A 20,426-nucleotide genomic window follows, 5' to 3' on the forward strand; every position below is an offset into this window, starting at 1 on the left:
TCATGCGGATGCAGCAGCGATTTCAAGACCCCCGGCCGGGATATGGCCGCGGGGTCTTCGACGCGCAGTCGTAGCGCAGTAGGTCTCCGCAGGTACGGCCGGGGGAAGTTTCTCGTCCTTCACCTACCTGCCATCTTCTTGGAGACCTTCTCATGTCGCACGCCGACTATCTGACTTCCGACCAGCTCTATCGTGCTCTCAACGTGCGCGACCTCACCGATCCCGACCAGGGACGTCACGCCATCCAGGCTCTCCTGCAATCGGTCATCGACCGCCTGCAGCCCGAGTGGGACAGCTCCCTCCGGTATGTGCGCAGCTCGCCGGTCGTTCCTGTTCGGGACAACTACGACCGCCTCGGCTACGCCGTGGGTGATGTCACTCGGGCTCGCCGGTACACCCGTTACATCAGCCCCGCCGTGATGCTCCGCAGTCACATGAGCGCCGAACTCCCGCGCGCCCTTGAGGACTATGCGGGGATGTCCGAGGTGGATGAGTTACTCGTGGCACCCGGCCTCGTCTACCGTCGCGACGCCGTCGATCGCACCCACGTGGGGGAACCACACCAGGTCGACCTGTGGCGCATCCGTAGCACTCCGGATATCGATGATGAGGACATGCTCACGATGATCGGCCAATTGGTCGAGGCAGTCCTCCCGGATGCGCAGTGGAGAACAACAGACGTGGCGCACCCATACACCGTCGATGGCCGGCAGATCGACGTGCTCCACGAAGACGAATGGCTTGAACTCGCTGAGTGCGGCCGCATCCATCCCGATGTGCTGCGCGGATCGGGCCTCGACCCCGAGCGATGGTCCGGCCTGGCTCTCGGTATGGGCCTTGAACGTGCGCTCATGCTGCGCAAGGGCATCCCTGACATCCGCTATCTCCGGGCAGAAGACCCTCGCATAGCAACCCAGATTCTCACCCTGGATCCATGGCAGCACGTTTCACTTCTGCCTGCGGCACGGCGCGACCTCTCAGTCGTCGTTGATGCACAAGAGGACGAGGAGACGCTTGGTGACCGCATCCGCGTCGCCCTCGGAGACAACGCCGACGTCATCGAGTCTCTCGAGATTCTCAGCCGTACACCCCACGAGGGACTACCCGAGGCCGCGCGCTCTAGGCTCGGCACCCTGGAAGGACAAGTCAATCTCCTGATCCGGATCATGCTGCGCCCCATCGACCGCACCCTGACCTCGGAAGAGGCCAACGTGATCCGCAACGTGATCTACGAGGCCGTGCATGAAGGCCCGGTGATGGAGCTGATCTGAGATCGCTGAGAGCAGTCATGACCTCGCCTACGCATGCCAACGCTCCCCTCTCACCCGAAGGCCGACGCCGCCTGATCGAACGCTGCCGCACCCGCCCCATCTCCCACGTGGCCGCCGAGATGGGGATCTCCCGCGCGACCGCCTCGAAATGGGTCAACAGGTACAAGCGATTCGGGAAGACCGGCCTACTGGACCGCTCATCCTCTCCGGCCCGACAGCCATCTGCAACGCCTGGCTGCCTCGTGCAGCAGATCGAGTCGATGCGGCGCGAACACAAATGGTCGGCGTCCCGTATTGCGTTCGAGCTCGAGCAGGCAGGAACACCGGTGAGCCGCCGCACCATCACCCGGCTCCTCGCACAGCTGGGCCTGAATCGACGGAACTTTATCGACCCGAACGGCGAGACGAACCGGGAGCCGCAAAGCATCAACGCCAAACGTCCCGGCCACATGGTGCATCTAGACGTGAAGAAGGTCGGGCGCATCCCCGACGGCGGCGGGTGGCGTGCGCACGGCAAAGGCAGCGAGAAAGCCAAAGCTGTCGCCCGCACGAAGACCCGCGGTGCCAGGACCGGGTACATCTACCTGCATTCGGCCATCGACGGACACACCCGACTCGCTTACGCAGAAGCGCTACCGGACGAGAGGGCCGCCACTGCCGTCGCGTTCCTCGGGCAGGCCAGAGCCTGGTTCGCTAAGCACGGCATCACCCGGATCGAGCGCGTCGTGACTGACAACGGTTCCTGCTACCGATCTGCTGCCTTCCGCGAAGCGTCGGGACCAGCCGACACCAGCGCATCACGCCATACACGCCTCGACACAACGGCAAAGTCGAGCGCTACAACCGGATCCTCGCTGAAGAGTTGCTCTACGCGCGCATCTGGCGCTCGGAAGCAGAACGCGCTGCCGCGCTGGAAACGTGGAACCGGCACTACAACTATCACCGTCCCCACGGCGCTCACGACGGGCAACCGCCTGCCTCTGCAACATCGGCACACGTCGACAACGTCATGGCCTCATACATCTAGCCAACGAGCCTATCGCGGTGCGGGTTCCCGCAGATAGGTCAGATAAGGCCCATTATCGGGGGCTTCGATGCGCAGGGGCTGAAGTGAGCACGGCCGCGACGGCGGCGCGGATGAGGTCGGCACCGATGAGCACCGGCTTGCGCGGCAACCGGGCAAGCAGTGCGGTGGTAATCGGGGCAACGGCGACGTAGGCGATCATCTTGATCGACATGGCCACTCCCATGATGACGCCAGCGTCGCCTGCGGCGATGTCGAAGGCGAGCAGGCCGAGGGCGACGGTGAGCAGACCCGTGCCCAGCAGTGCGATGATCTGCGCACTGAACAGTTTCGCGTAGGTCGGGTTGCGCAGTACGGAGATCATGCGCGCACGCTCTGGTCTGTCGGGAGGATCAGGGCGGGGTCACGAACGGAGAGCCTGATGAAGAGCACTATCGGCCGCCTCGTCGTGAGTTGTGGAGCAGTGTTGGAGCTCCTCAATGAGTACGCGGGTGTTCTCGGAGTAGTCCACCGGGACATGGATGAGCTGCACTCCGCCCTGAGTAAATGCGTCTTCCAGGGCGGGGCCAAGCTGCGCAGCTTCGGTGACGTGGGTGCCGGTGGCGGCGTAGGCCCTTGCGTAGGCGACGAAGTCGGGGTTGCCGAAGGTCATGCCATAGTCGGGGAACCCGTCGACAGTTTGTTTCCATCGGATCATGCCGTAGGCGTGGTCATCGAGGATCACGACCACGAGGTTGAGGCCGAGGCGGACGGCGGTTTCGAGTTCTTGGCTGTTCATCATGAACCCGCCATCGCCGCAGACGGCCATGACCCGACGACTCGGGTGCAGGAGTGCGGCGGTGATCGCCGAGGGCAGCCCGGCTCCCATGGTGGCCAGGGCGTTGTCGAGCAGGAGCGTGTTCGCGGTGGTGGTGCGGTAGTTGCGGGCGAACCAGATTTTGTACATGCCGTTATCGAGGGCGACGATGCCGTCATCGGGCATGACCTGGCGGACCTGGTGCACGATGCGTTGCGGGGTGAGCCGGTCCTCGGTGGCCCGGTCGGCGACCTTCGCGAGGATGCGCTCACGCAGCGGCAGCAGCGCTCCGGCGTGCGGTATGTGTCCGGCGAGTTGTTCGGTGAGGGCGTGCAGGGTGTGGTGGAGATCGCCTGTGACTTCGATGTGCGGGGTGTAGACCTCTTCGACGGTGGCTGGCTGGTAGTCGAGATGAACGACCCGTGGCCCGTCGGCTCGCATGGTGAACGGGGGCTTTTCGACGGTGTCGTGGCCGATGGTGATGATCACGTCGGCCTGGTCGATGGCCTCGTGCAGGTAGTCGCCTTCGGTCAGGGCGGCGGTGCCCAGGTAGAGGTCGGTGCATCCGGAGACGGTGCCCTTGCCCATCTGGGTGGTGAAGAACGGAATCCGTGAGCGAGAGACGAAATCGGTCAGCGCCTGGGTGCATCGTGGTCGTGCTGCGGCAGCGCCGAGCATGATCAACGGACGCTTGGCTCCCGAGATCACCTCGACGGCCGTGTTGATCGCCTCGGTGCTGGCTGTGGGCAGGACGGGGTGAGCGGGTTTGATGAGGTCCAGGCGGGGTGTGGCGGTGGCGGCGATGTCTTCGGGAAGTTCCAGGTGCACCGGGCCGGGCCGTTCAGCCTGTGCGACGCGGAAGGCTTCGCGGACCAGGGTGGGGATCGTGCCGGGCGAGACGATCTGCTGGGTCATCTTGGTCAACGGTTTCATCGCCGCGATCGTGTCCACGATCTGGAAGCGTGCCTGCGCGGCGGTGAGGATGCCTTTCTGGCCAGTGATCATGACCATCGGCATCGCCCCGAGCAGCGCATAGGCCGCTCCGGTGGATAGGTTCAGGGCACCGGGGCCGAGCGTGGTCAGGCACACCCCTGGCCGGCCGGTGAGTCGCCCGTGGGTGGCCGCCATGAAGGCGGCTGCCTGCTCGTGACGGGTCAGAATCAGTTTGATGTTGGAGCGGCGGATCGCGTCGAGCAGATCGAGGTTCTCTTCGCCGGGGAGTCCGAAGATGCGATCGACGCCTTCGTTCTCCAGTCCTGCGACCAGCAGATCGGCTGCGGTGAAAGTGGTGGTCATGATGGCGGTGGCCCTCCTTGTCTGCTCGAATCGGTCAGGTCAGCTGCAGGGTGGTGAGGCAGGTCGGGGCGTCCTCGGCGGTGGAGATCGGCACCGTGGCGGAGCGCTCACCCTGGGTGACGGTGAGGGTGGCTTTGATGTCACGGGGCAGCCAGAGCCCGGCGAAGCCGTTGTCGTAGGTGCGCACGGTCTCATCGACGAGCATCGCATCAGTCTCGTCGGTGACGGTGATGTCGATCTCCTCGTTGGCCAGTTCTCCCAGGCAGGTGGTGAGGCTGTGGAAGTGGCAGTCGTGGGTGTGCTCGATGAACGGGGCGAAGGAGAGGTAGAACTCGTCCTCTGGCAGCGGGACGGTGGTCTCGTTGCCACTGGTGTCGTAGAGCACGAGCGTCTCAGGTTCGACCGAGGCGATCAGGTGCTCCGGCCGGTCCGCGACCGGCATCGCATCGAAGTACTCGGTGATCTCTCGCCCGTCGAGACCATCGAGGTTATATTCGGCAAGCCAGGTCTCGCTCGCATCCGGGATGGCCGATTTGGTTTCGGTGTCGCTTTCTTCGGATGCGGTGGAGCAGCCTGACGCGAACAGCGCCAGTGTCAGGGCGAGGGTGATCGCGGTTGCGGTGTGTGGTCTGGGGTGGGGCATCGTTCTCCATGGGGTCGAAGTTCCTGGGGCAGTGCCTCCAGTTTGGTGTGCGGTTACGTGCCACCACGGTGTGGTCAGACGGAGCGTGCACAGGAGCATTGGGTTGCAGTGAGGGTGGCTTCTTGGGCGACGGCCTCTTTCTTGAGGGGGCGGTCAATGCCGCCTGGGGGTGGCGGTGATGCGGGTGCTTGTTGGGTGGTGGCTGGCCAGAGCAGGACGGCGCCTACGGAGCCGGTGACGGCGAGAGCTGCTAGGAGGGACCATGCCCAGGTGAATCCGGCTGCGGTGCCAACCCAACCGCCGATCGGGTAGGTCAGTAGCCAGGCCATGTGGGAGAGAGAGAACTGGGCGGCGAATGCCGCGGGTAGTTCGGAGGGACGTACCGCGGAGCGGATGACGCGACCGGTGGGGGTGACGATCAATGCCATGCCGGCGCCGATGATGACCCAGATTGCGATCGTGGCCGCCCACGAGACAACAGCGGCCCCGGTCATGGCCACGGCCGCCAGCACGCCGATCAGGAGCACGATCGCGCCGATCATCATCACTTTCCGGTCGGCGACGCGGTCCAGGATCCAGGGCAGCGCGAGTGCGACCAGGAGGGTCCCGCCTCCGGAGGCGGCCAGTGCCCACGCCACATCGGACTGGGTGCCAGCCAGGGTGTCGCGAACGTGGTTGACGGTGTTGACCACGACGATGGAGCCGGCCGAGGCGACGACCAGGTTCAGGGCCATCACGCCGCGCAGGGATGTGGTCGAGGTGAAGGTACGGATCCCGGAGGAGACGCGCGCCCATGGCCCGGCGTGGTCGCTGGGTCGCGCGTTGGGGATGCGGGTGGCCAGGACGAGCATCGCGGAGATCACGAATCCGACGGAGGTGGCGATGAACAGCCAGTTGAAGGTCATGAAGGTCAGGGCGATGGCGGCCAGGACGGGGCTGAGTAGGGTCTCCATGGTGTAGGCGACCTGGGATGCCGACAACGCTCGGGTGTAGTCGCTCTCTTTGGTGACAATGTCGGGGATGGTGGCTTGGAAGGTGGGCGTGAACGCGGCCGATGAGGCCTGCAGGATGCCGATGAGCAGGTAGATGTGCCACACCTCGGTGACGAACGGCAAAGCGAGGACCACCAGCGCGCGGGCGACATCGAGCAGGACCAGGAACAGACGTCGGGGCAGGCGGTCGGCGTAGGCAGCCGCCAGGGGTGCAATGAGTACGTACATGACCATCTTGATGGTCAGGGCCGTGCCCAGAACGGCACCAGCGTTCTGGCCGGCAAGATCGTAGGCGAGCAGGCCGAGGGCGACGGTGACCAGGCCGGTGCCGAACAGCGCGATGACTTGGGCGCTGAACAGGCGACGGTAGTCGCGGATGGCGAAGAGGCCCATCTGGTATGCGTTTCCTTCTATCGTGGTGTGGGAGCTCTGGCGTGCCGAACCGGGCCGTGTCCTGGAGCTGGGCGGGTTTTGTCTACCGCGTTCGTCTGTCTCGGTCCTGCCTGGTCCTGTTGCGGGGGTCTAGTTCTGGGTGTGTTGGTGGTGCAGGCGCGGTGCCCACTGGTGGATGAGTGCGACGGCGTCGAGGCCGGTGGCCGCGACCGGTACTCCGGCATGTTCGTGGAGTACCACTGGTGGATCATCGGAGATCAGTCGTGCGGTGCTGCCGGGGGTCGGGTGTCCGGCTCCGGCGAGGATGTGTCCGTGGATGCTGGAGGTGAACGTCGAGACCGGCCGGTAAGCACCGGGATCGTCACCGAGACCGTGGTCGTACAGCAGCGTGTGCGCGGCGTGGGCTCCTTGGGCTGTGGCGTCATCCCAGTGATCGATGCGATACGCGCCGAGTTCTGGATGCTCATGGATGGCGACACCGCCGCCGGCGTAGATGCGCTGATCTGGTTCCTGCCGTAGTCGAAGCCGGTCATCGACCGGGATGCCATCGGGGCCGTTCCATGGTGAGGGGGCTGCTGGGAGGGTGCCGTGGGCGATGATCGCGAGATCACCCTCGACTCCGTCCCCGCCGTCGAGGACGATGCTGATGTGGTCGGGGTGGGTGCGCACTGCCTGGATGGTGCGACCCAGGTAGGTCGACCCGCGTGCCTGGTGCAGGTCCAGGAGTTTCTTGGCGATGTGCTCCCCGAATACCGAGGCGCCTGGCAGGGTGGACCGGCTGATCAGGGCAACGTCGTGTCCAGCGGTGCTCAGCAGTGAGGAGGTCTCTGCGGCAAGCACCCCAGCGCCGAGAATCAGCACCCGTGCCGAGCTGGGAAGTGCCGCGAGCCGGTCGCGGATACCGGTGGCATCGGTCAGCGAATGCAAGGTGGTGAGCCTGCCGGTGGCCAGGGCGTCGTCCCGGCCAAGGACATCTTCTCCCAGGGTACGGGGCCGGCTGCCGGTGGCGATGATGATCCCGTCATAGGTGCGACTCTGACCAGAGGCAAGATGCACCTGGCGTGCACGGGGGTCGATGCTGCGCACGGTGTCGGCTACCAGAGCCGCCCCGGTCTCTGGTAGAGCCGTCTGTTGGGGGGTGAGTAGGCCGATCGCAACACCCTTGTTGACCAGCGTGCGGTTGAACGGCTGTTCCCCGGTACGGGCGAACACATCGGTCTGAACCTCTGGCGAGACAGCCTGCAGGGTTTTCGCGGCCGCGACCCCGGCTGCTCCTGCGCCGAGGATGCCGATGCGGACCGGGCTCATCGCCCTTGCTCCGAATGGGCGTTATGAGTGAAGGCTGGCAGCAGGATCGCGTCGATGAACCACGGCGCGTCGTCGGGATCGAGCTTGCCGGTGCGGACTTCCTCAGCGGCCCCGTTGAGAACCACGTGGGTGGTGGTCAGCAGCCAGCTCACCGGCAGATCGGAGCGGAACGCGCCTTCGGCCTGGCCGTGTTCGAGCAGACCGCGCATGCGAGCCTCAGCCTTCTCGTGCAACTCGCGAATGCGGGCAGGGGAGAGTTCCTTCTGGGCTGCGGCAAGTACCGCTCGTGACTGGTCTACGAACACCCAGCTGGAGGCCACCAGCCGCTGAAAAGCATCTCGTGCATCGCCATCGAGTGAGATTTCGCTCAAGACATCCTCGGCGCGTTCGAGACTCTCCAGGAGGGCGGCATCGATGAGTTCGGGTCGGGTGCGGAAGTGCCCGTAGAGCGTCTGACGGCCCACACCGGCCTCGGCAGCGATATCGGCTACCGACGCATCGGGGTTCTTCCGGATCGCGGTGACCGCACCTGCCAGGATCTTGGCCCGGTTGCGCAGGGCATCGGCACGCTGGTTCGCCGCGCCCCGACTCCCAGTACCAGAGCTGCCAGACCCAGTGCTCGGCCGGTCACGTGTGGCAGTGGCCTTCTTGGTCGCCATCACTCCACCTTTCATCTCAGACGGGAATGTATGAGATAGTGTAGCTGTTACAAGTCGTACTCGCATGTAGGAGTTTGCGAGTGGGTGGCCGCCAGGTCACTGCAGACGCCGCTACAGGAAGGAGCACACGCTATGAGAACGATCACTGCGACACACGGAGGAGGTGACCGGCCATGAACCAGACCGCTAACGCGCCAGCCCCCAAGGCGGGGGCGAAGCAGTGGTGGGGGCTAGCCGTGTTGGTCACCCCCTCGACGCTGCTGTTCATGATGCTCACCATTCTGTTCCTGGCCGCGCCGAACATGGCTGCCGACCTGAACCCGTCGAGCACGCAGCTGCTGTGGATTCTGGACATCTACGGCTTCGTCATGGCCGGGTTCCTGGTGGCAATGGGCGTCCTAGGCGACCGGATCGGCAAGCGGCTGCTGATGGTCATTGGGGCAGTCCTCTTCGCAGGCGTCTCGATCGCCGCGGCGTTGACGATGAGCGCGGAGTTGATGATCGTTTGGCGGGCGATTCTGGGTCTTGCTGCGGCCATGATGATCCCGGCCACCCTGGGGCTGATCTTCGTGCTCTTCGCTGATGCCAAGCAGCGCGGTGTGGCCATCGGCGTGTGGGCCGGCGGCATCTCCGCCGGTGTCGCGCTCGGCCCGCTGCTCTCGGGCCTGCTGCTGGAGGGCTTCGGCTGGCAGGCCACCTTCCTGGTCGCGGTGCCGATCATGGCCCTGGTCGTCATCGGCGCCCCGCTGCTGCTGCCCGAGCACAAGGACCCGACCGCGAAGATCGACCTGTTCAGCGCCCTGCTGCTGGTCGGCGGACTGCTGGCGATCATCTACGGCATCAAGCGCTTCGCCGCCCAGGAGCCGGCCGGCCCCTCGATCGCCCTGCTGGTCGCCGGCGCGCTGGTCGGGCTCTGGTTCGTCATCCGCCAGCTGCGGGCCGAGAAACCCCTGCTGGATGTGCGGCTGTTCGCCAACCGCACCGTCTCCGGGGCGCTGGCAGTGTTCCTGCTCTCGGCAGCGGCACTGGGTGGGGTGTACTCGCTGTTCACCCAGTACCTCCAACAGGTCCAGGAACTCTCGCCCCTGCAAGCCGGCTTGTCAATCCTCCCTGCGGCGGCGGTGCTGATCGTGGTCTCCACGCTCTCGCCGGTCTTCGCCCGGAAGTTCCGTCCCGGCAATGTGATCGCGATCGGCCTGCTCACCCAGGTGGTCGGCTACATCCTGTTCACCCAGCTCGACGCCGGCACCGGCCTTGCGCTGGTGATCGCATCCTTCGTGATCACCTACCCCGGTGTCGCCCCGTCCATGGCGCTGACCACCGATCTGGTCGTCAGCTCTGTGCCGCCGGAGAAGGCAGGCGGCGCCTCGGGGCTGGCGACCACCGCGAACGATCTGGGCATCTCCCTGGGTGTCGCAGTCATCGGCAGTGTGGGGATCGCCGCCTACCGGAACCAGATCGGCGGGCTGCTGCCCGACGGGCTGCCGGCCGACGCTTCGACGGCGGCATCGGACAGCGTCGACGGCGCGATGGCCACCGCACCAGGCCTGGACCCAGCCCTGGGCGAACAGGTCATCAGTGCCGCACAGGAGGCCTTCACTGGCGGGCTGAACACCGCCGCGATCGTCTCGGCCGTCATCGCCGCGCTGGCGGCGATCATCGCCGCCACTCGCCTGCGTCACGTTCGCCCCACCGGCGAGGCGCAGGAGGCAGAGCAGACCACCGCCAGTTGATCTATACCCATAGGGGGTATAGGCTTAAGTAAGTCGTACACGAATGGAGGAGTTAGAGATCATGGCAACCACGACTGAGTACCAGGTAACCGGCATGAGCTGCGGGCACTGCGAGGGTGCGATCCGCAGCGAGGTCTCCGAGATCGACGGGGTGAGCGGCGTAGAGGTCAGCGCCCAGACCGGGCACCTGGCCGTCACTGCCGAGTCGGCCGTCGATGATGCTGCGGTGATCGCCGCGGTTGATGAGGCCGGCTACACCGCCGTTAGGAGCTGAACATGAAGGCTCCTGCACGGCTGGGCCTGTACGGGCTGATCCTCGTGGCCGTGTTCGCCGTGGCCGGATTCACGGCGAACACGGTCGTCCCCGAGGCAACCGTGCAGGCCTGGACAGAAGAGACCCCAGAAGACCATCACGGAACAGAAGAACACGACGAAGGAGATGAGATGAACGGCGGGCGGGCTGACGAGCACAGCGGCCATGAGGCCGATGCGGCCTCCCTGGGTCTCGGCCTGGCCCAGGACGGCTACCAGCTCAGCGAGGTGAGTGCCCCCGCCGGAACCGGTGACGAGGGTGAGCTGACGTTCGCCGTTCGAGGCTCCGACGGGCACCCGGTGACCGACTTCGAACTCGATCACGAACAGGAGATGCACCTGATCGCCGTCCGGGCTGACGGGCAGCACTTCGCCCACGTCCACCCCGAACGCGACGAGGGCGGCACCTGGTCGATCCCGTGGCAGTGGGAGGCGGCCGGCACGTACCGGGTCTTCGCGGACTTCGTGCCCGCTGAAACCGGGGAGGGCCTGACCCTGTCGACCACGGTGCAGATCGACGGCGACTATGAGTCGGTTCCGGCTGAGCCTGCCGCGGAGACCTCGGTCAACGGGTTCGACGTCGCAGTCGAGGGTGACCTCGTCGCCGGTGAGGCATCCGAGCTGACGATGACTGTCACCCGCGAGGGCGAAGCGGTCACTGAGCTGGAGCCCTACCTGGGGGCGTTCGGTCACCTGGTCGCTCTGCGTGACGGGGACCTGGCCTATCTGCACGTCCACCCCCACGGGGATGCCCCCGAGTCGGGCGAGACGTCAGGTCCGGAGATCGTCTTCGAGGCCACCGCCCCGACTGAGGGCCGGTACCTGCTCTACTTGGACTTCCAGGTCGACGGGCAGGTGCATACCGCCCCGCTGGTGATCGACACCGCCAGCAGCACTGACTCTGGCGAGGGTCAGGACGGCAACGATGAAGGAGAGAACCATGACCACTGAGAGCACCAGCGCACAAGACGCTAGCGTGAATCTCGCCGGTGTTGAGCTGCAGATCGGTGGCATGACCTGCGCCTCCTGTGCCAACCGGATCGAGAAGAAGCTCAACAAACTCGACGGCGTCGAGGCGTCGGTGAACTACGCCACCGAGAAGGCCAGCGTCACCGCCCCCGAAGGCTACGACCCTGGGCTGCTGATCGCTGAGGTGGAGAAGACCGGCTACACCGCCGAGCTGCCCAGCCCCAAGGGCGAAAAGCCCAGCACGGCTGATGAGGGCGAGTCGCGTGAGGATGCCGAGATCAGGGTGCTCAAGCAGCGGCTGATCGGTGCAGCAGTGTTGGCGGTGCCGGTGATCTTGATGGCGATGATCCCGGCGCTGCAGTTCGACTTCTGGGGCTTCGCCTCCCTTGCCCTGGCCGCCCCGGTGGTGGTGTGGGCCGGCTGGCCCTTCCACAAGGCCGCCTGGGCGAACTTCAAACACGGCGCGGCCACGATGGACACCCTGATCTCGGTGGGCACCAGTGCTGCACTGATCTGGTCACTGGTCGCACTGTTCTTCGGCACCGCTGGAGACCGCGGGGTGGTCCACCCCTTCGAGCTGACCATCTCCCGTAGCGACGGACTGGGGCATATCTACCTGGAGGTCGCTGCCGGGGTGATCACCTTCGTGCTGCTGGGCCGCTACTTCGAGAAGACCTCCAAGCGCCAAGCCGGAGCTGCCCTGCGCGCCCTGCTGGAACTCGGAGCGAAGGAAGTCTCGATCCTGCGAAACGGCAAGGAAGAACGCGTTTCCATCGATGAGCTGTCGGTCGGTGACGAGTTCGTGGTCCGGCCCGGTGAGAAGATCGCCACTGACGGGGTGATCACCTCGGGCAACTCCGCCATCGACGCGTCCATGTTGACCGGCGAGTCCGTGCCGGTTGAGGTCAGCGTGGGTGACACTGTCGCCGGTGCCACGGTCAATGCAGGTGGTCGCCTGGTCGTGAAGGCCAGCCGGGTCGGCTCGGATACTCAGCTGGCGCAGATGGCGAAGATGGTCGAAGACGCCCAGTCCGGTAAGGCCGAGATCCAGCGTCTGGTCGATCGGGTCTCGGGTGTGTTCGTGCCGATCGCGATCGCTGTGGCTGTCGCCACTCTGGGCGCCTGGCTCATGGCTGGCTTCCCGGTCAGTGCCGCGTTCACCGCGACCGTGGCGGTACTGATCATCGCCTGCCCGTGCGCCATGGGCCTGGCCGCACCGACCGCGCTGCTGGTCGGCACCGGGCGGGGCGCCCAGATGGGCGTGCTCATCAAAGGCCCCGAGGTGCTGGAGTCCACGAAGAAGGTCGACACGATCGTGCTGGATAAGACCGGCACCGTCACCACCGGCAAAATGACCCTCACCGATGCGCTGCCCGCCCCAGGCGTGAGCCGTGATGAACTGCTGCGCATCGCCGGCGGCCTCGAGGACTACTCCGAACACCCCATCGCCCAGGCCATCGCCGCCGGAGCCACCGCACAGGTCGGTGAACTGCCCGCCCCGGAATCCTTCGACAACATCGAAGGCAAGGGCGTACAAGGCGTTGTCGACGGTCACGCCGTGGTCGCGGGCCGGGAGGCGCTGCTGGCTGATTGGTCGATCCACCTCGACGATGAACTCAAGGCCGCCAAGCAGGCCGCAGAGTCCGAGGGCAAGACCGCGATCACCATCGGCTGGGACGGGCAGGCACGAGGTGTGCTGGTGGTCTCGGACCAGATCAAGCCCACCAGTGCGGAGGCGATCAGCCAGTTCAAGGAGCTCGGGCTGACTCCGGTGCTGCTGACCGGGGACAACCAGACCGTGGCCGAGCAAGTCGCCGCCGCCGTCGGCATCACCGAGGTCATCGCCGAGGTGCTGCCTGCGGACAAGGTCGACGTTGTCGCCCGTCTTCAGGGTGAGGACAAGGTCGTGGCCATGGTCGGTGACGGCGTCAACGACGCCCCCGCGCTGGCCCAGGCAGACCTTGGACTGGCGATGGGCACCGGCACCGATGTCGCCATCGAGGCCGCCGATATCACCCTGGTCCGCGGTGACCTGCGGGCGGCCGCGGACGCGATCCGGCTAGCCAGGCGCACGCTGCGCACGATCAAGCAGAACCTGTTCTGGGCCTTCGGCTACAACAGCGCGGCCATCCCGATCGCGGCCTTCGGGCTGCTGAATCCGATGCTGGCCGGAGCGGCCATGGCCTTCTCCAGCGTCTCGGTGGTCTCCAACAGCCTCCGGCTACGCAGGTTCAAGGCCAAAGCCGACAACCAGAGCGTCCCGGCAGGCAGTACACCTGCCTCGGCAGGCGAACCCGCAAGGGCCTGACAACCCCCTTCTGTCATCACCAACAAGGAAAGGACACCATCCACGATGACTGCACACGACCACCACAACCACGACCACGACCACGACCACGGCAGCGCCTCTGGCGGCTGCAGCGGCCACGCCCCCAAGACCGAGGACCTCGCAAAGGCGAACAGTGACGATGTGACCGAGTGCCTGGTCATGGCCGGCACCCCGGTCATCAAGTCCGACGCTGAGGCCGCAGGCCTCTACCGCGACTACAACGGTGAGCGGTACTGGTTCTGCTGCGCGGCCTGCGGCCCGCTGTTCGACGCCGACCCCGATCGGTACGCCAACGCGGCCTGAACCGCACAGGGACACCGGATTCCGCGCTTGCCACAGCAGGTTCTGCCAGGCAAGCGCGGAATCCACCACCGGCAAGATCCCAGGCCCACATGATCGCGGAACGAGCACATAAGGGAAGGACCAGCGCGCATGACGAAGAACCTGACACTGACCTGGTCAGCCACCGCACTGACCGCGGCACTGGTGCTGGCCGGGTGCGCCTCGAGCGACAATGACGACCCGGCCGACCCCGCCCCCTCAACCGAGCACGACGACCACGGAGGTCACGACGATATGGAACACCCGGCTGACGGCGGACCGGTGCCCGAGAACATGACCGTGGCCACCGACCCCGAATACCCGGTCGGCAGTGAGGTGACGCTGACCGCCGACCACATGGAGGGCATGGACGGTGCCACCGCCACCATCGTCGGGGCGTATGAGACCTACACCTACTCGATCGACTACACCCCCACCACCGGCGGTGACCCCGTCACCGATCACCAGTGGGTCGTGCAGGAAGAACTTGAGAACCCCGGCGAGGAGCGACTGGCCGATGGCACTGAGGTCACCGTGACCGCCGACCACATGGAGGGCATGGAAGGCGTCACGGCAACGATTGCCTCCTCCACCGACGAGACCGTCTACGTCGTCGACTACGAAGCCGACGGCATGACCATGACCAACCACAAATGGGTCGTCGAAAGCGAGATCGAACCCACCAACTGAACCTGCCCCCAGCACTGCAGGCAGGACTCGAACCGAACAGGAGAAGCGAGACCGGTATGAACACCACACCTCGTGGCCACCACGATCACGGCGGTAGCCACACGATGCACGACGACCGGTCCGAACATCACGGGCACGACGACCACTCCGGTCACCACGAGCACGACGGGCATGTCGGTAACAGCGATCACGTAGCCCATGATCATCACGGTGGGCATGAGGCTCATCAGCACCACGGCGGACATGCCGACCACACGGGGCACGGCGGCCACGCCGGACATGGGGATCATGTGGGGCAGTTCCGCCGGTTGTTCTGGATCATGCTCGCCCTGGCGATCCCGGTGGTCGGCTTCAACGAGATGTTCGCCCACCTGGTCGGTTACCACCTGCCCGAGGCCGAGTGGGTGTGGTGGGTCTCCCCGATCCTGGGCACCATCGTCTACTTCTGGGGCGGTTGGCCCTTCCTGACCGGCGCCATCAGTGAGATCCGGGACCGCAAGCCCGGCATGATGCTGCTGATCGGCCTGGCCATCACGGTGGCCTTCATCGCTTCCTGGGGCGCGACCCTGCATATCCTGGATCATGAGCTGAACTTCTGGTGGGAGCTGGCCCTGCTGGTGGTCATCATGCTGCTGGGCCACTGGATCGAGATGCGTTCCCTTGCCCAGACCACCTCGGCATTGGACTCCCTGGCCGCCCTGCTGCCCGATGAGGCCGAGAAGATCGACGGCGATCAGGTCGTCAAAGTCGCCCCTGCTGAGCTCGCCGTCGGCGACGTGGTGATCGTGCGCCCGGGCTCCTCCGTGCCTGCCGATGGGAAGATCGTCGACGGTTCGGCGTCGATGGATGAGTCCATGGTCACCGGGGAGTCCAAGCCAGTACGGCGTGAGACCGGCGACCATGTGGTCGCAGGCACCGTGGCCACCGACTCCGGAGTCCGCGTCGAGGTCACCGCGATCGGGGAGGACACCGCCCTGGCCGGCATCCAGAAGCTGGTCACCGACGCTCAAGCATCGTCGTCGCGCGCGCAGAGGATCGCCGATACTGCCGCGGCCTGGCTGTTCTGGTTCGCCCTGGGCGCCGCGGTCGTCACCGCGATCACCTGGGCGCTGCTCGGGATGCCCGATGCCGCAGTGGTGCGCACCATCACCGTGCTGGTCATCGCCTGCCCCCACGCCCTGGGTCTCGCAATCCCGCTGGTGGTCTCCATCGCCACCGAACGCGCAGCCCGGGGCGGCGTGCTGATCAAGGACCGGCTGGCCCTGGAGTCGATGCGCACCGTGGACTCAGTGCTCTTCGACAAGACCGGCACCCTGACCAAGGGCGAGCCCACCGTCACCGCCGTTGCACCCACCGGGAACCGCGACGAGGAGGAGGTGCTGGCGCTGGCCGCTGCCGCCGAGGCAGATAGTGAGCATCCACTGGCACGGGCCATCACCGGAGCAGCCAAGACGAAGGAGCTCCAGGTGCCTAGGGCCTCGGACTTCTCGTCCTCCCCGGCAGTGGGGGTCAAGGCCACCGTCGAGCATGCAGGTTCACACACCGTGATCGAGGTCGGTGGCCCGTATCTGCTCGAGCAGCAGAATCGAGACGAGTTGTCGGTGGCCGATCAGTGGCGAGACGAAGGAGCGATCATCCTCCACGTCCTCGCCGACGGAGAAGTCATCGGAGCGCTGCGCCTGGCCGATGAAATCCGGCCCGAGTCCCGTGACGCTGTCGATGCCCTCCACGCCCGCGGGGTGCAGGTGGTGATGATCACCGGAGACGCCCAAGCCGTGGCAGAGACCGTCGCCAAAGACCTGGGCATCGACCGGGTCTTCGCAGGCGTCCGCCCCGAAGACAAATCAGCCAAGGTCGCCGAGCTCCAGGACGAGGGTCGCAAGGTCGCGATGGTCGGAGATGGTGTCAACGACGCCCCCGCCCTGGCCCAAGCCGATGTCGGTATCGCCATCGGCGCCGGCACCGATGTGGCCATTGGCTCCGCTGGCGTGATCCTCGCCTCCTCTGATCCGCGCTCGGTGCTCTCGGTGTTCGAACTCTCCCGTGCCAGCTACCGGAAGATGAAGCAGAACCTGTGGTGGGCCGCCGGCTACAACCTGGCCGCCGTACCGCTGGCCGCCGGCGTGTTGGCGCCGGTCGGGTTCGTGCTGCCCATGAGCATCGGCGCGATCCTCATGTCGGTCTCCACCGTCGTCGTGGCGTTGAATGCTCAGCTGCTGCGCCGCCTCGACCTCACCCCCGAAGCGAGCACCGACAGAATCCTCGACCGCTCTGAACGATAAGGACACACCATGACCACCACCGTACCCACCGTTGAAGAGGCGGCGACCGGCCACGGCTACATCAGCGACAAGAACCGCTACCTCGCCAGGCTCAAGCGAATTGAGGGCCAGACTCGTGGCATCCACCGCATGATTGACGAGGACAACTACTGCATCGACATCCTCACTCAGATCAGCGCGATCACCTCCGCGCTGAACAACGTCGCGCTGGGGTTGCTCGATGACCACCTCAAACACTGCGTCACCAACGCCATCGAAACCGATACCGCCGACGCCGAGCAGAAACTCCGCGAGGCCTCAGCCGCGATCGCACGCCTCGTGAAGTCATGAGCCAGGAGCAACAGCAATGAGCATCACCACCCGCAGCCTGCAGACCCTCGCCGAACACGGGCACCTCAGCCTCACCGTGCGACGCTGCTGCCAAACCCTCCACTGGGTCTTCACCGTGCGACTCGGCCGTAACTCCGGTGGATCGTAGAGCATGAGACCGGCATCATGGCCCCACTGTCCCCAAGAGGGCGATCCAAGCACCTAGCTTGCAGGGGCAAGGGCGCCAGAGCCCTTCGGATGCCGGATGGCAAACAGCGCTCCGACCCGATGAGCGAGTCGTGAGCGCAAATGAACAGGTGCTCTCCCACTCACCGAGTACCAGACTCAGCGGCGTCAGGTGCATCGATGAGGCGAGAGTTGGTCGAGTACCAAGTTCTCCTGGCTCGGACCCAAACGGTACATCGACCCATCGGACCATTGGCATTCGACTGCGTGAAGGTCATCATTGTACGTGATGGTTCGGCGATCTTGTTCAGTGAGTTCGGGCAGAAACCCGTGACCGTAGGTGATGTCGTCGTGCTTGGCCCCAATGTGTTGTGCGGCTCCGAACCCGAAGGGCACATCACAGTCACTACGATCTGAACCGCACTGGGATTCTTGGAGACTCCATCGTTTGGGAACCTGAGTGCTCACCACCGTTTTCAAACTAACCGAGGGTGCGGGTTCACGGAACCGGTGACTCCACGCGGGACGCCGGCCGCCAGGCGGTCGTGGCGACGATCGAGCCGAGTACGCCGATGCCGACGAGGACGAGGGCCACGGCGGGCAGGCCGATGGCGGCTCCGAGGACTCCGGCGAGGGGGTAGGTGATGAGGAAGCAGGCGTGGGAGAGGGAGAACTGCGCCGCGAACACCGCCGGACGGTTCTCCTCGCTGCTGCCCCGGCGCAGCAGCCTGGCGGACGGAGTAAGGATCGTAGAAGTCGCCGCACCGATCAGTCCCCACAAGACCAGGAGTGCGACCCATTGCCCGGTGCCGTCAGCCCAGGCGATGACCCCGGTCGCGGCGAGCAGCAGGACGGGGATGGCGATGCCGCCGGTGAGCATGACATTCCGGTCGGGCAGGGTGTCGAGGAGCTTGGGCATGCCGAGCGCGACGAGCATGGAGCCGCCCCCGTAGGCGGCGAGCATGAGCGCGACATCGGTCTGCGGGCGGCCGAGGTCGCCTTGGACGAGGACGACGGTGTTTACGATCACCATCGCCGTAGTCGTCGCGACGACGAGGTTCAGCCCCATCAGGCCGCGCAGCTCCCGGCTGGCCCAGAACGCGCGGACGCCTCTGGTGAGGCGATCGAAGAACGGCGCAGGCGGCGGGGTGGCGATGTACGGGAACCGCGTGACGATCACGAGGGTTGCCGAGGCGAGGAATCCGACGACGGTGCCGGCGAAGAGGTCCTGGAAGCTGATGACGGTCAGCAGGGCGGCGGCGAGCATCGGGCTCACCAGCGATTCCAGGTCGTAGGCCAGGCGCGACAGCGACAGGGCGCGGGTGTATTCGCCCTCGTCGGGGAGCACTGAGGGGATGACGGCCTGGAACGCGGGCGTGAACGTCGCCGACGCGGACTGCAGCAGGAAGATCAGGATGTAGATCTGCCACGCCTCGGTCACGAACGGTAGCGAGACCGCGACCCCGGCGCGGATGAGGTCGGCCCCGATCAGGAGGGGCTTACGGGGCAGGCGGGCAGTGAGCGCGGTGGTGACCGGTGAGACGGCGACATAGGCGACCATCTTGATCGTCATCGCCACCCCCCATCACGACGCCTGCGTCACCTCCGGCGATGTCGAAGGCGAGCAGCCCGAGCGCGACGGTGAGCAGGCCCGTGCCCAACAGGGCGATGATCTGCGCGCTGAACAGCTTCGCGTAGGACGGGTTGCGGAGAACGGCGAGCATGAGACGAGACCTCACAATCGAGGGCGTAAGTACGGACGGGGTACTACTGCCGGGGTGCGTGGTGGTGGGGCGGGATGTGTCCGTTCGCGACGGCGTGCTCGGCCTGCTTGATCGCCTCGACCACCAGGGCGACCGCGTGCTCGTCGGTGAGGCGGTAGAGCACGCTCGTGCCCTCCTGCCGGGTCGTGACCATTCGCGCCATCCGCAACCGCGCCAGGTGCTGCGAGACCCCGGAGGGCTTCTTCCCGACCAGCTCCGCCAGCGCGTTCACCGGCAGCTCCTCGGCCTCCCGGAGGGCGAGCACGATCCTGATCCGCGTCGGATCGGACAGCAGGCCCAGCACCTCCGCGGCGAGGTCCACGAACTCCGAGGACGGGTTCATCCCACATACCTTCTTATCTGCATCCATACGCAGATACTAACACTTGTGAGTCGAGAGTGGTGTGGCGCTTGTCTGGCTTCCTGTCCGGCTCTAGTCGGCGAGGTGGGAGTGCGGGGCTGGTATCTCTTCGTGGAACGAGAGGTGGCCGAGGGTGGCGGCGTAGCGGGATGCGCCTCCGATGAGGAGGCCGAAGGGCTCCCAGATGCGGCGCTCTTGCAAGGATACGGTCGCTGCCCAGCGACTGCGGATTCAGGCCGGCTTCTTCCAGGGGAACGTGTGGCCGGGAGCAAGCAGCCTCGGCGCGGTGTTCTGAGTGACGAACAGGGGCGGGTAGCGCGCGCCTGAGAGGCAGTAGTTGTGGAACAGGCCTCCTGGGTGGGGATGATCGGAACCGTCCTGGCGTTTCTGCTGTTCCTGCCCCAAGCACGACACACTTGGACGAACCGGGCCCGCCCCGAACGCTTGCGGGGCATCAGCCTGGCCAGCCAAGGCTGCATCATCGCCAACGCCCTGGTCTGGGGGCTCTACGCGGCATTCACTGACGCGTTCTGGACCGGAGCGCCAGGGATCATCAACGCCCCCTTAGCGGCCTGCACCATCCTTCTGCTGCTGCGCGGGCGCCGGAACACACGACCGAGAACGACATGCGATGCCTGTGCCGCGGGCATCGATCACCGGGTCTTCATCACCAATCCCGCCGGGTGGGGATCGATCATGAGCTGCACACCGGCATCCAGGCCCCACGGCGTCATCATCTTCTCCCGAGACGACGCCCGTGCACTGCGCAGACAGCGACCAGGCTAAGCA

20 protein-coding genes and 1 pseudogene are annotated in these 20,426 nt (G+C 65.7%); 12 read left to right on the top strand and 9 right to left on the bottom strand.

The annotated features are described in order from the left end of the window. Nucleotides 1-152: 152 nt before the first annotated feature. Together srmL and BCY76_RS05280 are read left to right on the top strand one after the other, a co-directional pair. Nucleotides 153-1,271 (top strand): PheS-related mystery ligase SrmL, encoded by a 1,119-nt coding sequence (gene srmL / locus BCY76_RS05275; protein ID WP_070160891.1) that lies wholly within the window; start codon nt 153-155, stop codon nt 1,269-1,271. A gap of 17 nt (nt 1,272-1,288) precedes the next feature. Next, nucleotides 1,289-2,298: pseudogene (locus BCY76_RS05280) on the top strand (IS481 family transposase). Between the two features lie 52 nt (nt 2,299-2,350). Here the strand turns inward: BCY76_RS05280 and BCY76_RS05285 are convergent. The 6 genes from BCY76_RS05285 to BCY76_RS05310 form a co-directional block, all read right to left on the bottom strand. Then, nucleotides 2,351-2,659, bottom strand: coding sequence for a hypothetical protein (locus BCY76_RS05285; protein ID WP_070160889.1), 309 nt, complete (start codon nt 2,657-2,659; stop codon nt 2,351-2,353). Nucleotides 2,660-2,698: 39 nt separating this feature from the next. Next, the gene (locus BCY76_RS05290) at nt 2,699-4,387 is read right to left on the bottom strand and encodes an acetolactate synthase large subunit (protein ID WP_083277587.1); all 1,689 of its coding nucleotides are present in this window, start codon (nt 4,385-4,387) and stop codon (nt 2,699-2,701) included. Nucleotides 4,388-4,421: 34 nt separating this feature from the next. Next, a complete protein-coding gene (locus tag BCY76_RS05295; RefSeq protein ID WP_070160887.1) occupies nt 4,422-5,030 on the bottom strand; it encodes a CueP family metal-binding protein in 609 nt (202 codons plus the stop codon). 74 nt (nt 5,031-5,104) lie between these two features. Next, the gene (locus tag BCY76_RS05300; RefSeq protein ID WP_085437285.1) at nt 5,105-6,415 is read right to left on the bottom strand and encodes an MFS transporter; all 1,311 of its coding nucleotides are present in this window, start codon (nt 6,413-6,415) and stop codon (nt 5,105-5,107) included. A 129-nt stretch (nt 6,416-6,544) separates the two neighbouring features. Further along, nucleotides 6,545-7,723 carry an FAD-dependent oxidoreductase gene (locus BCY76_RS05305; RefSeq protein WP_085437287.1) on the bottom strand — a complete coding sequence of 393 codons (1,179 nt, stop codon included), beginning with the start codon at nt 7,721-7,723 and terminating at the stop codon, nt 6,545-6,547. Continuing rightward, the gene (locus BCY76_RS05310; protein ID WP_085437289.1) at nt 7,720-8,382 is read right to left on the bottom strand and encodes a TetR/AcrR family transcriptional regulator; all 663 of its coding nucleotides are present in this window, start codon (nt 8,380-8,382) and stop codon (nt 7,720-7,722) included. The genes BCY76_RS05305 and BCY76_RS05310 overlap by 4 nt, the downstream gene beginning before the upstream one ends. Before the next feature lie 173 nt (nt 8,383-8,555). Between BCY76_RS05310 and BCY76_RS05315 the strand changes: the two genes are divergently transcribed. The 6 genes from BCY76_RS05315 (at nt 8,556) to BCY76_RS05340 (ending at nt 14,736) form a co-directional block, all read left to right on the top strand. Continuing rightward, complete coding sequence (locus BCY76_RS05315) at nt 8,556-10,115, top strand: MFS transporter (protein WP_070160883.1); 1,560 nt, start codon at nt 8,556-8,558, stop codon at nt 10,113-10,115. A 61-nt stretch (nt 10,116-10,176) separates the two neighbouring features. Next, entirely contained in the window at nt 10,177-10,389 is a 213-nt protein-coding gene (locus tag BCY76_RS05320; RefSeq protein WP_070160881.1) for a heavy-metal-associated domain-containing protein, read from the top strand. 2 nt (nt 10,390-10,391) lie between these two features. Continuing rightward, nucleotides 10,392-11,378, top strand: coding sequence for a heavy metal-binding domain-containing protein (locus BCY76_RS05325; protein ID WP_070160879.1), 987 nt, complete (start codon nt 10,392-10,394; stop codon nt 11,376-11,378). Further along, on the top strand, nt 11,368-13,704 hold the full coding sequence (locus tag BCY76_RS05330; protein ID WP_085437291.1) for a heavy metal translocating P-type ATPase: 2,337 nt from the start codon (nt 11,368-11,370) through the stop codon (nt 13,702-13,704). The genes BCY76_RS05325 and BCY76_RS05330 overlap by 11 nt, the downstream gene beginning before the upstream one ends. 45 nt (nt 13,705-13,749) lie before the next feature. Then, entirely contained in the window at nt 13,750-14,028 is a 279-nt protein-coding gene (locus BCY76_RS05335; RefSeq protein ID WP_070160877.1) for a YHS domain-containing protein, read from the top strand. Between the two features lie 129 nt (nt 14,029-14,157). After that, nucleotides 14,158-14,736: a YdhK family protein gene (locus BCY76_RS05340; RefSeq protein ID WP_070160875.1), complete on the top strand. Its 579-nt coding sequence runs from the start codon at nt 14,158-14,160 to the stop codon at nt 14,734-14,736. Here BCY76_RS05340 and BCY76_RS20655 read toward each other — a convergent pair. Continuing rightward, a complete protein-coding gene (locus tag BCY76_RS20655; protein WP_442935348.1) occupies nt 14,664-15,026 on the bottom strand; it encodes a hypothetical protein in 363 nt (120 codons plus the stop codon). The two genes, BCY76_RS05340 and BCY76_RS20655, sit on opposite strands and share 73 nt — an antisense overlap. A 30-nt stretch (nt 15,027-15,056) precedes the next feature. Between BCY76_RS20655 and BCY76_RS05345 the strand changes: the two genes are divergently transcribed. From BCY76_RS05345 to BCY76_RS19835, 3 genes are read left to right on the top strand one after another with little or no spacing between them, the layout of a single operon-like run. After that, nucleotides 15,057-17,018, top strand: a complete 1,962-nt coding sequence (locus tag BCY76_RS05345; protein ID WP_442935351.1) for a heavy metal translocating P-type ATPase — start codon at nt 15,057-15,059, stop codon at nt 17,016-17,018. A gap of 9 nt (nt 17,019-17,027) precedes the next feature. After that, on the top strand, nt 17,028-17,348 hold the full coding sequence (locus BCY76_RS05350; protein ID WP_070160873.1) for a metal-sensitive transcriptional regulator: 321 nt from the start codon (nt 17,028-17,030) through the stop codon (nt 17,346-17,348). A 16-nt stretch (nt 17,349-17,364) separates the two neighbouring features. Next, the gene (locus BCY76_RS19835; RefSeq protein WP_272896816.1) at nt 17,365-17,496 is read left to right on the top strand and encodes a hypothetical protein; all 132 of its coding nucleotides are present in this window, start codon (nt 17,365-17,367) and stop codon (nt 17,494-17,496) included. Between the two features lie 516 nt (nt 17,497-18,012). Here the strand turns inward: BCY76_RS19835 and BCY76_RS05360 are convergent. After that, a complete protein-coding gene (locus BCY76_RS05360) occupies nt 18,013-19,086 on the bottom strand; it encodes an MFS transporter (protein WP_336581992.1) in 1,074 nt (357 codons plus the stop codon). Between the two features lie 194 nt (nt 19,087-19,280). Then, complete coding sequence (locus tag BCY76_RS05365) at nt 19,281-19,619, bottom strand: ArsR/SmtB family transcription factor (RefSeq protein ID WP_085437293.1); 339 nt, start codon at nt 19,617-19,619, stop codon at nt 19,281-19,283. Nucleotides 19,620-20,000: 381 nt separating this feature from the next. On the opposite strand from BCY76_RS05365, the gene BCY76_RS05370 reads away from it, so the two are divergent. Further along, the gene (locus tag BCY76_RS05370) at nt 20,001-20,423 is read left to right on the top strand and encodes a hypothetical protein (RefSeq protein WP_139827629.1); all 423 of its coding nucleotides are present in this window, start codon (nt 20,001-20,003) and stop codon (nt 20,421-20,423) included. Nucleotides 20,424-20,426: the final 3 nt, after the last annotated feature.

The organism is Nesterenkonia sp. PF2B19, assembly GCF_001758425.2.
GTDB lineage: Bacteria > Actinomycetota > Actinomycetes > Actinomycetales > Micrococcaceae > Nesterenkonia > Nesterenkonia aethiopica.

Bases quoted from the DNA above. Each gene is read 5' to 3' on its own strand.
- srmL (WP_070160891.1), top strand. From the start codon at position 153: ATGTCGCACGCCGACTATCTGACTTCCGACCAGCTCTATCGTGCTCTC.
- BCY76_RS05285 (WP_070160889.1), bottom strand. From the start codon at position 2,659: ATGATCTCCGTACTGCGCAACCCGACCTACGCGAAACTGTTCAGTGCG.
- BCY76_RS05290 (WP_083277587.1), bottom strand. From the start codon at position 4,387: ATGACCACCACTTTCACCGCAGCCGATCTGCTGGTCGCAGGACTGGAG.
- BCY76_RS05295 (WP_070160887.1), bottom strand. From the start codon at position 5,030: ATGCCCCACCCCAGACCACACACCGCAACCGCGATCACCCTCGCCCTG.
- BCY76_RS05300 (WP_085437285.1), bottom strand. From the start codon at position 6,415: ATGGGCCTCTTCGCCATCCGCGACTACCGTCGCCTGTTCAGCGCCCAA.
- BCY76_RS05305 (WP_085437287.1), bottom strand. From the start codon at position 7,723: ATGAGCCCGGTCCGCATCGGCATCCTCGGCGCAGGAGCAGCCGGGGTC.
- BCY76_RS05310 (WP_085437289.1), bottom strand. From the start codon at position 8,382: ATGGCGACCAAGAAGGCCACTGCCACACGTGACCGGCCGAGCACTGGG.
- BCY76_RS05315 (WP_070160883.1), top strand. From the start codon at position 8,556: ATGAACCAGACCGCTAACGCGCCAGCCCCCAAGGCGGGGGCGAAGCAG.
- BCY76_RS05320 (WP_070160881.1), top strand. From the start codon at position 10,177: ATGGCAACCACGACTGAGTACCAGGTAACCGGCATGAGCTGCGGGCAC.
- BCY76_RS05325 (WP_070160879.1), top strand. From the start codon at position 10,392: ATGAAGGCTCCTGCACGGCTGGGCCTGTACGGGCTGATCCTCGTGGCC.
- BCY76_RS05330 (WP_085437291.1), top strand. From the start codon at position 11,368: ATGACCACTGAGAGCACCAGCGCACAAGACGCTAGCGTGAATCTCGCC.
- BCY76_RS05335 (WP_070160877.1), top strand. From the start codon at position 13,750: ATGACTGCACACGACCACCACAACCACGACCACGACCACGACCACGGC.
- BCY76_RS05340 (WP_070160875.1), top strand. From the start codon at position 14,158: ATGACGAAGAACCTGACACTGACCTGGTCAGCCACCGCACTGACCGCG.
- BCY76_RS20655 (WP_442935348.1), bottom strand. From the start codon at position 15,026: ATGATCCCCATGTCCGGCGTGGCCGCCGTGCCCCGTGTGGTCGGCATG.
- BCY76_RS05345 (WP_442935351.1), top strand. From the start codon at position 15,057: ATGCTCGCCCTGGCGATCCCGGTGGTCGGCTTCAACGAGATGTTCGCC.
- BCY76_RS05350 (WP_070160873.1), top strand. From the start codon at position 17,028: ATGACCACCACCGTACCCACCGTTGAAGAGGCGGCGACCGGCCACGGC.
- BCY76_RS19835 (WP_272896816.1), top strand. From the start codon at position 17,365: ATGAGCATCACCACCCGCAGCCTGCAGACCCTCGCCGAACACGGGCAC.
- BCY76_RS05360 (WP_336581992.1), bottom strand. From the start codon at position 19,086: ATGACGATCAAGATGGTCGCCTATGTCGCCGTCTCACCGGTCACCACC.
- BCY76_RS05365 (WP_085437293.1), bottom strand. From the start codon at position 19,619: ATGAACCCGTCCTCGGAGTTCGTGGACCTCGCCGCGGAGGTGCTGGGC.
- BCY76_RS05370 (WP_139827629.1), top strand. From the start codon at position 20,001: ATGATCGGAACCGTCCTGGCGTTTCTGCTGTTCCTGCCCCAAGCACGA.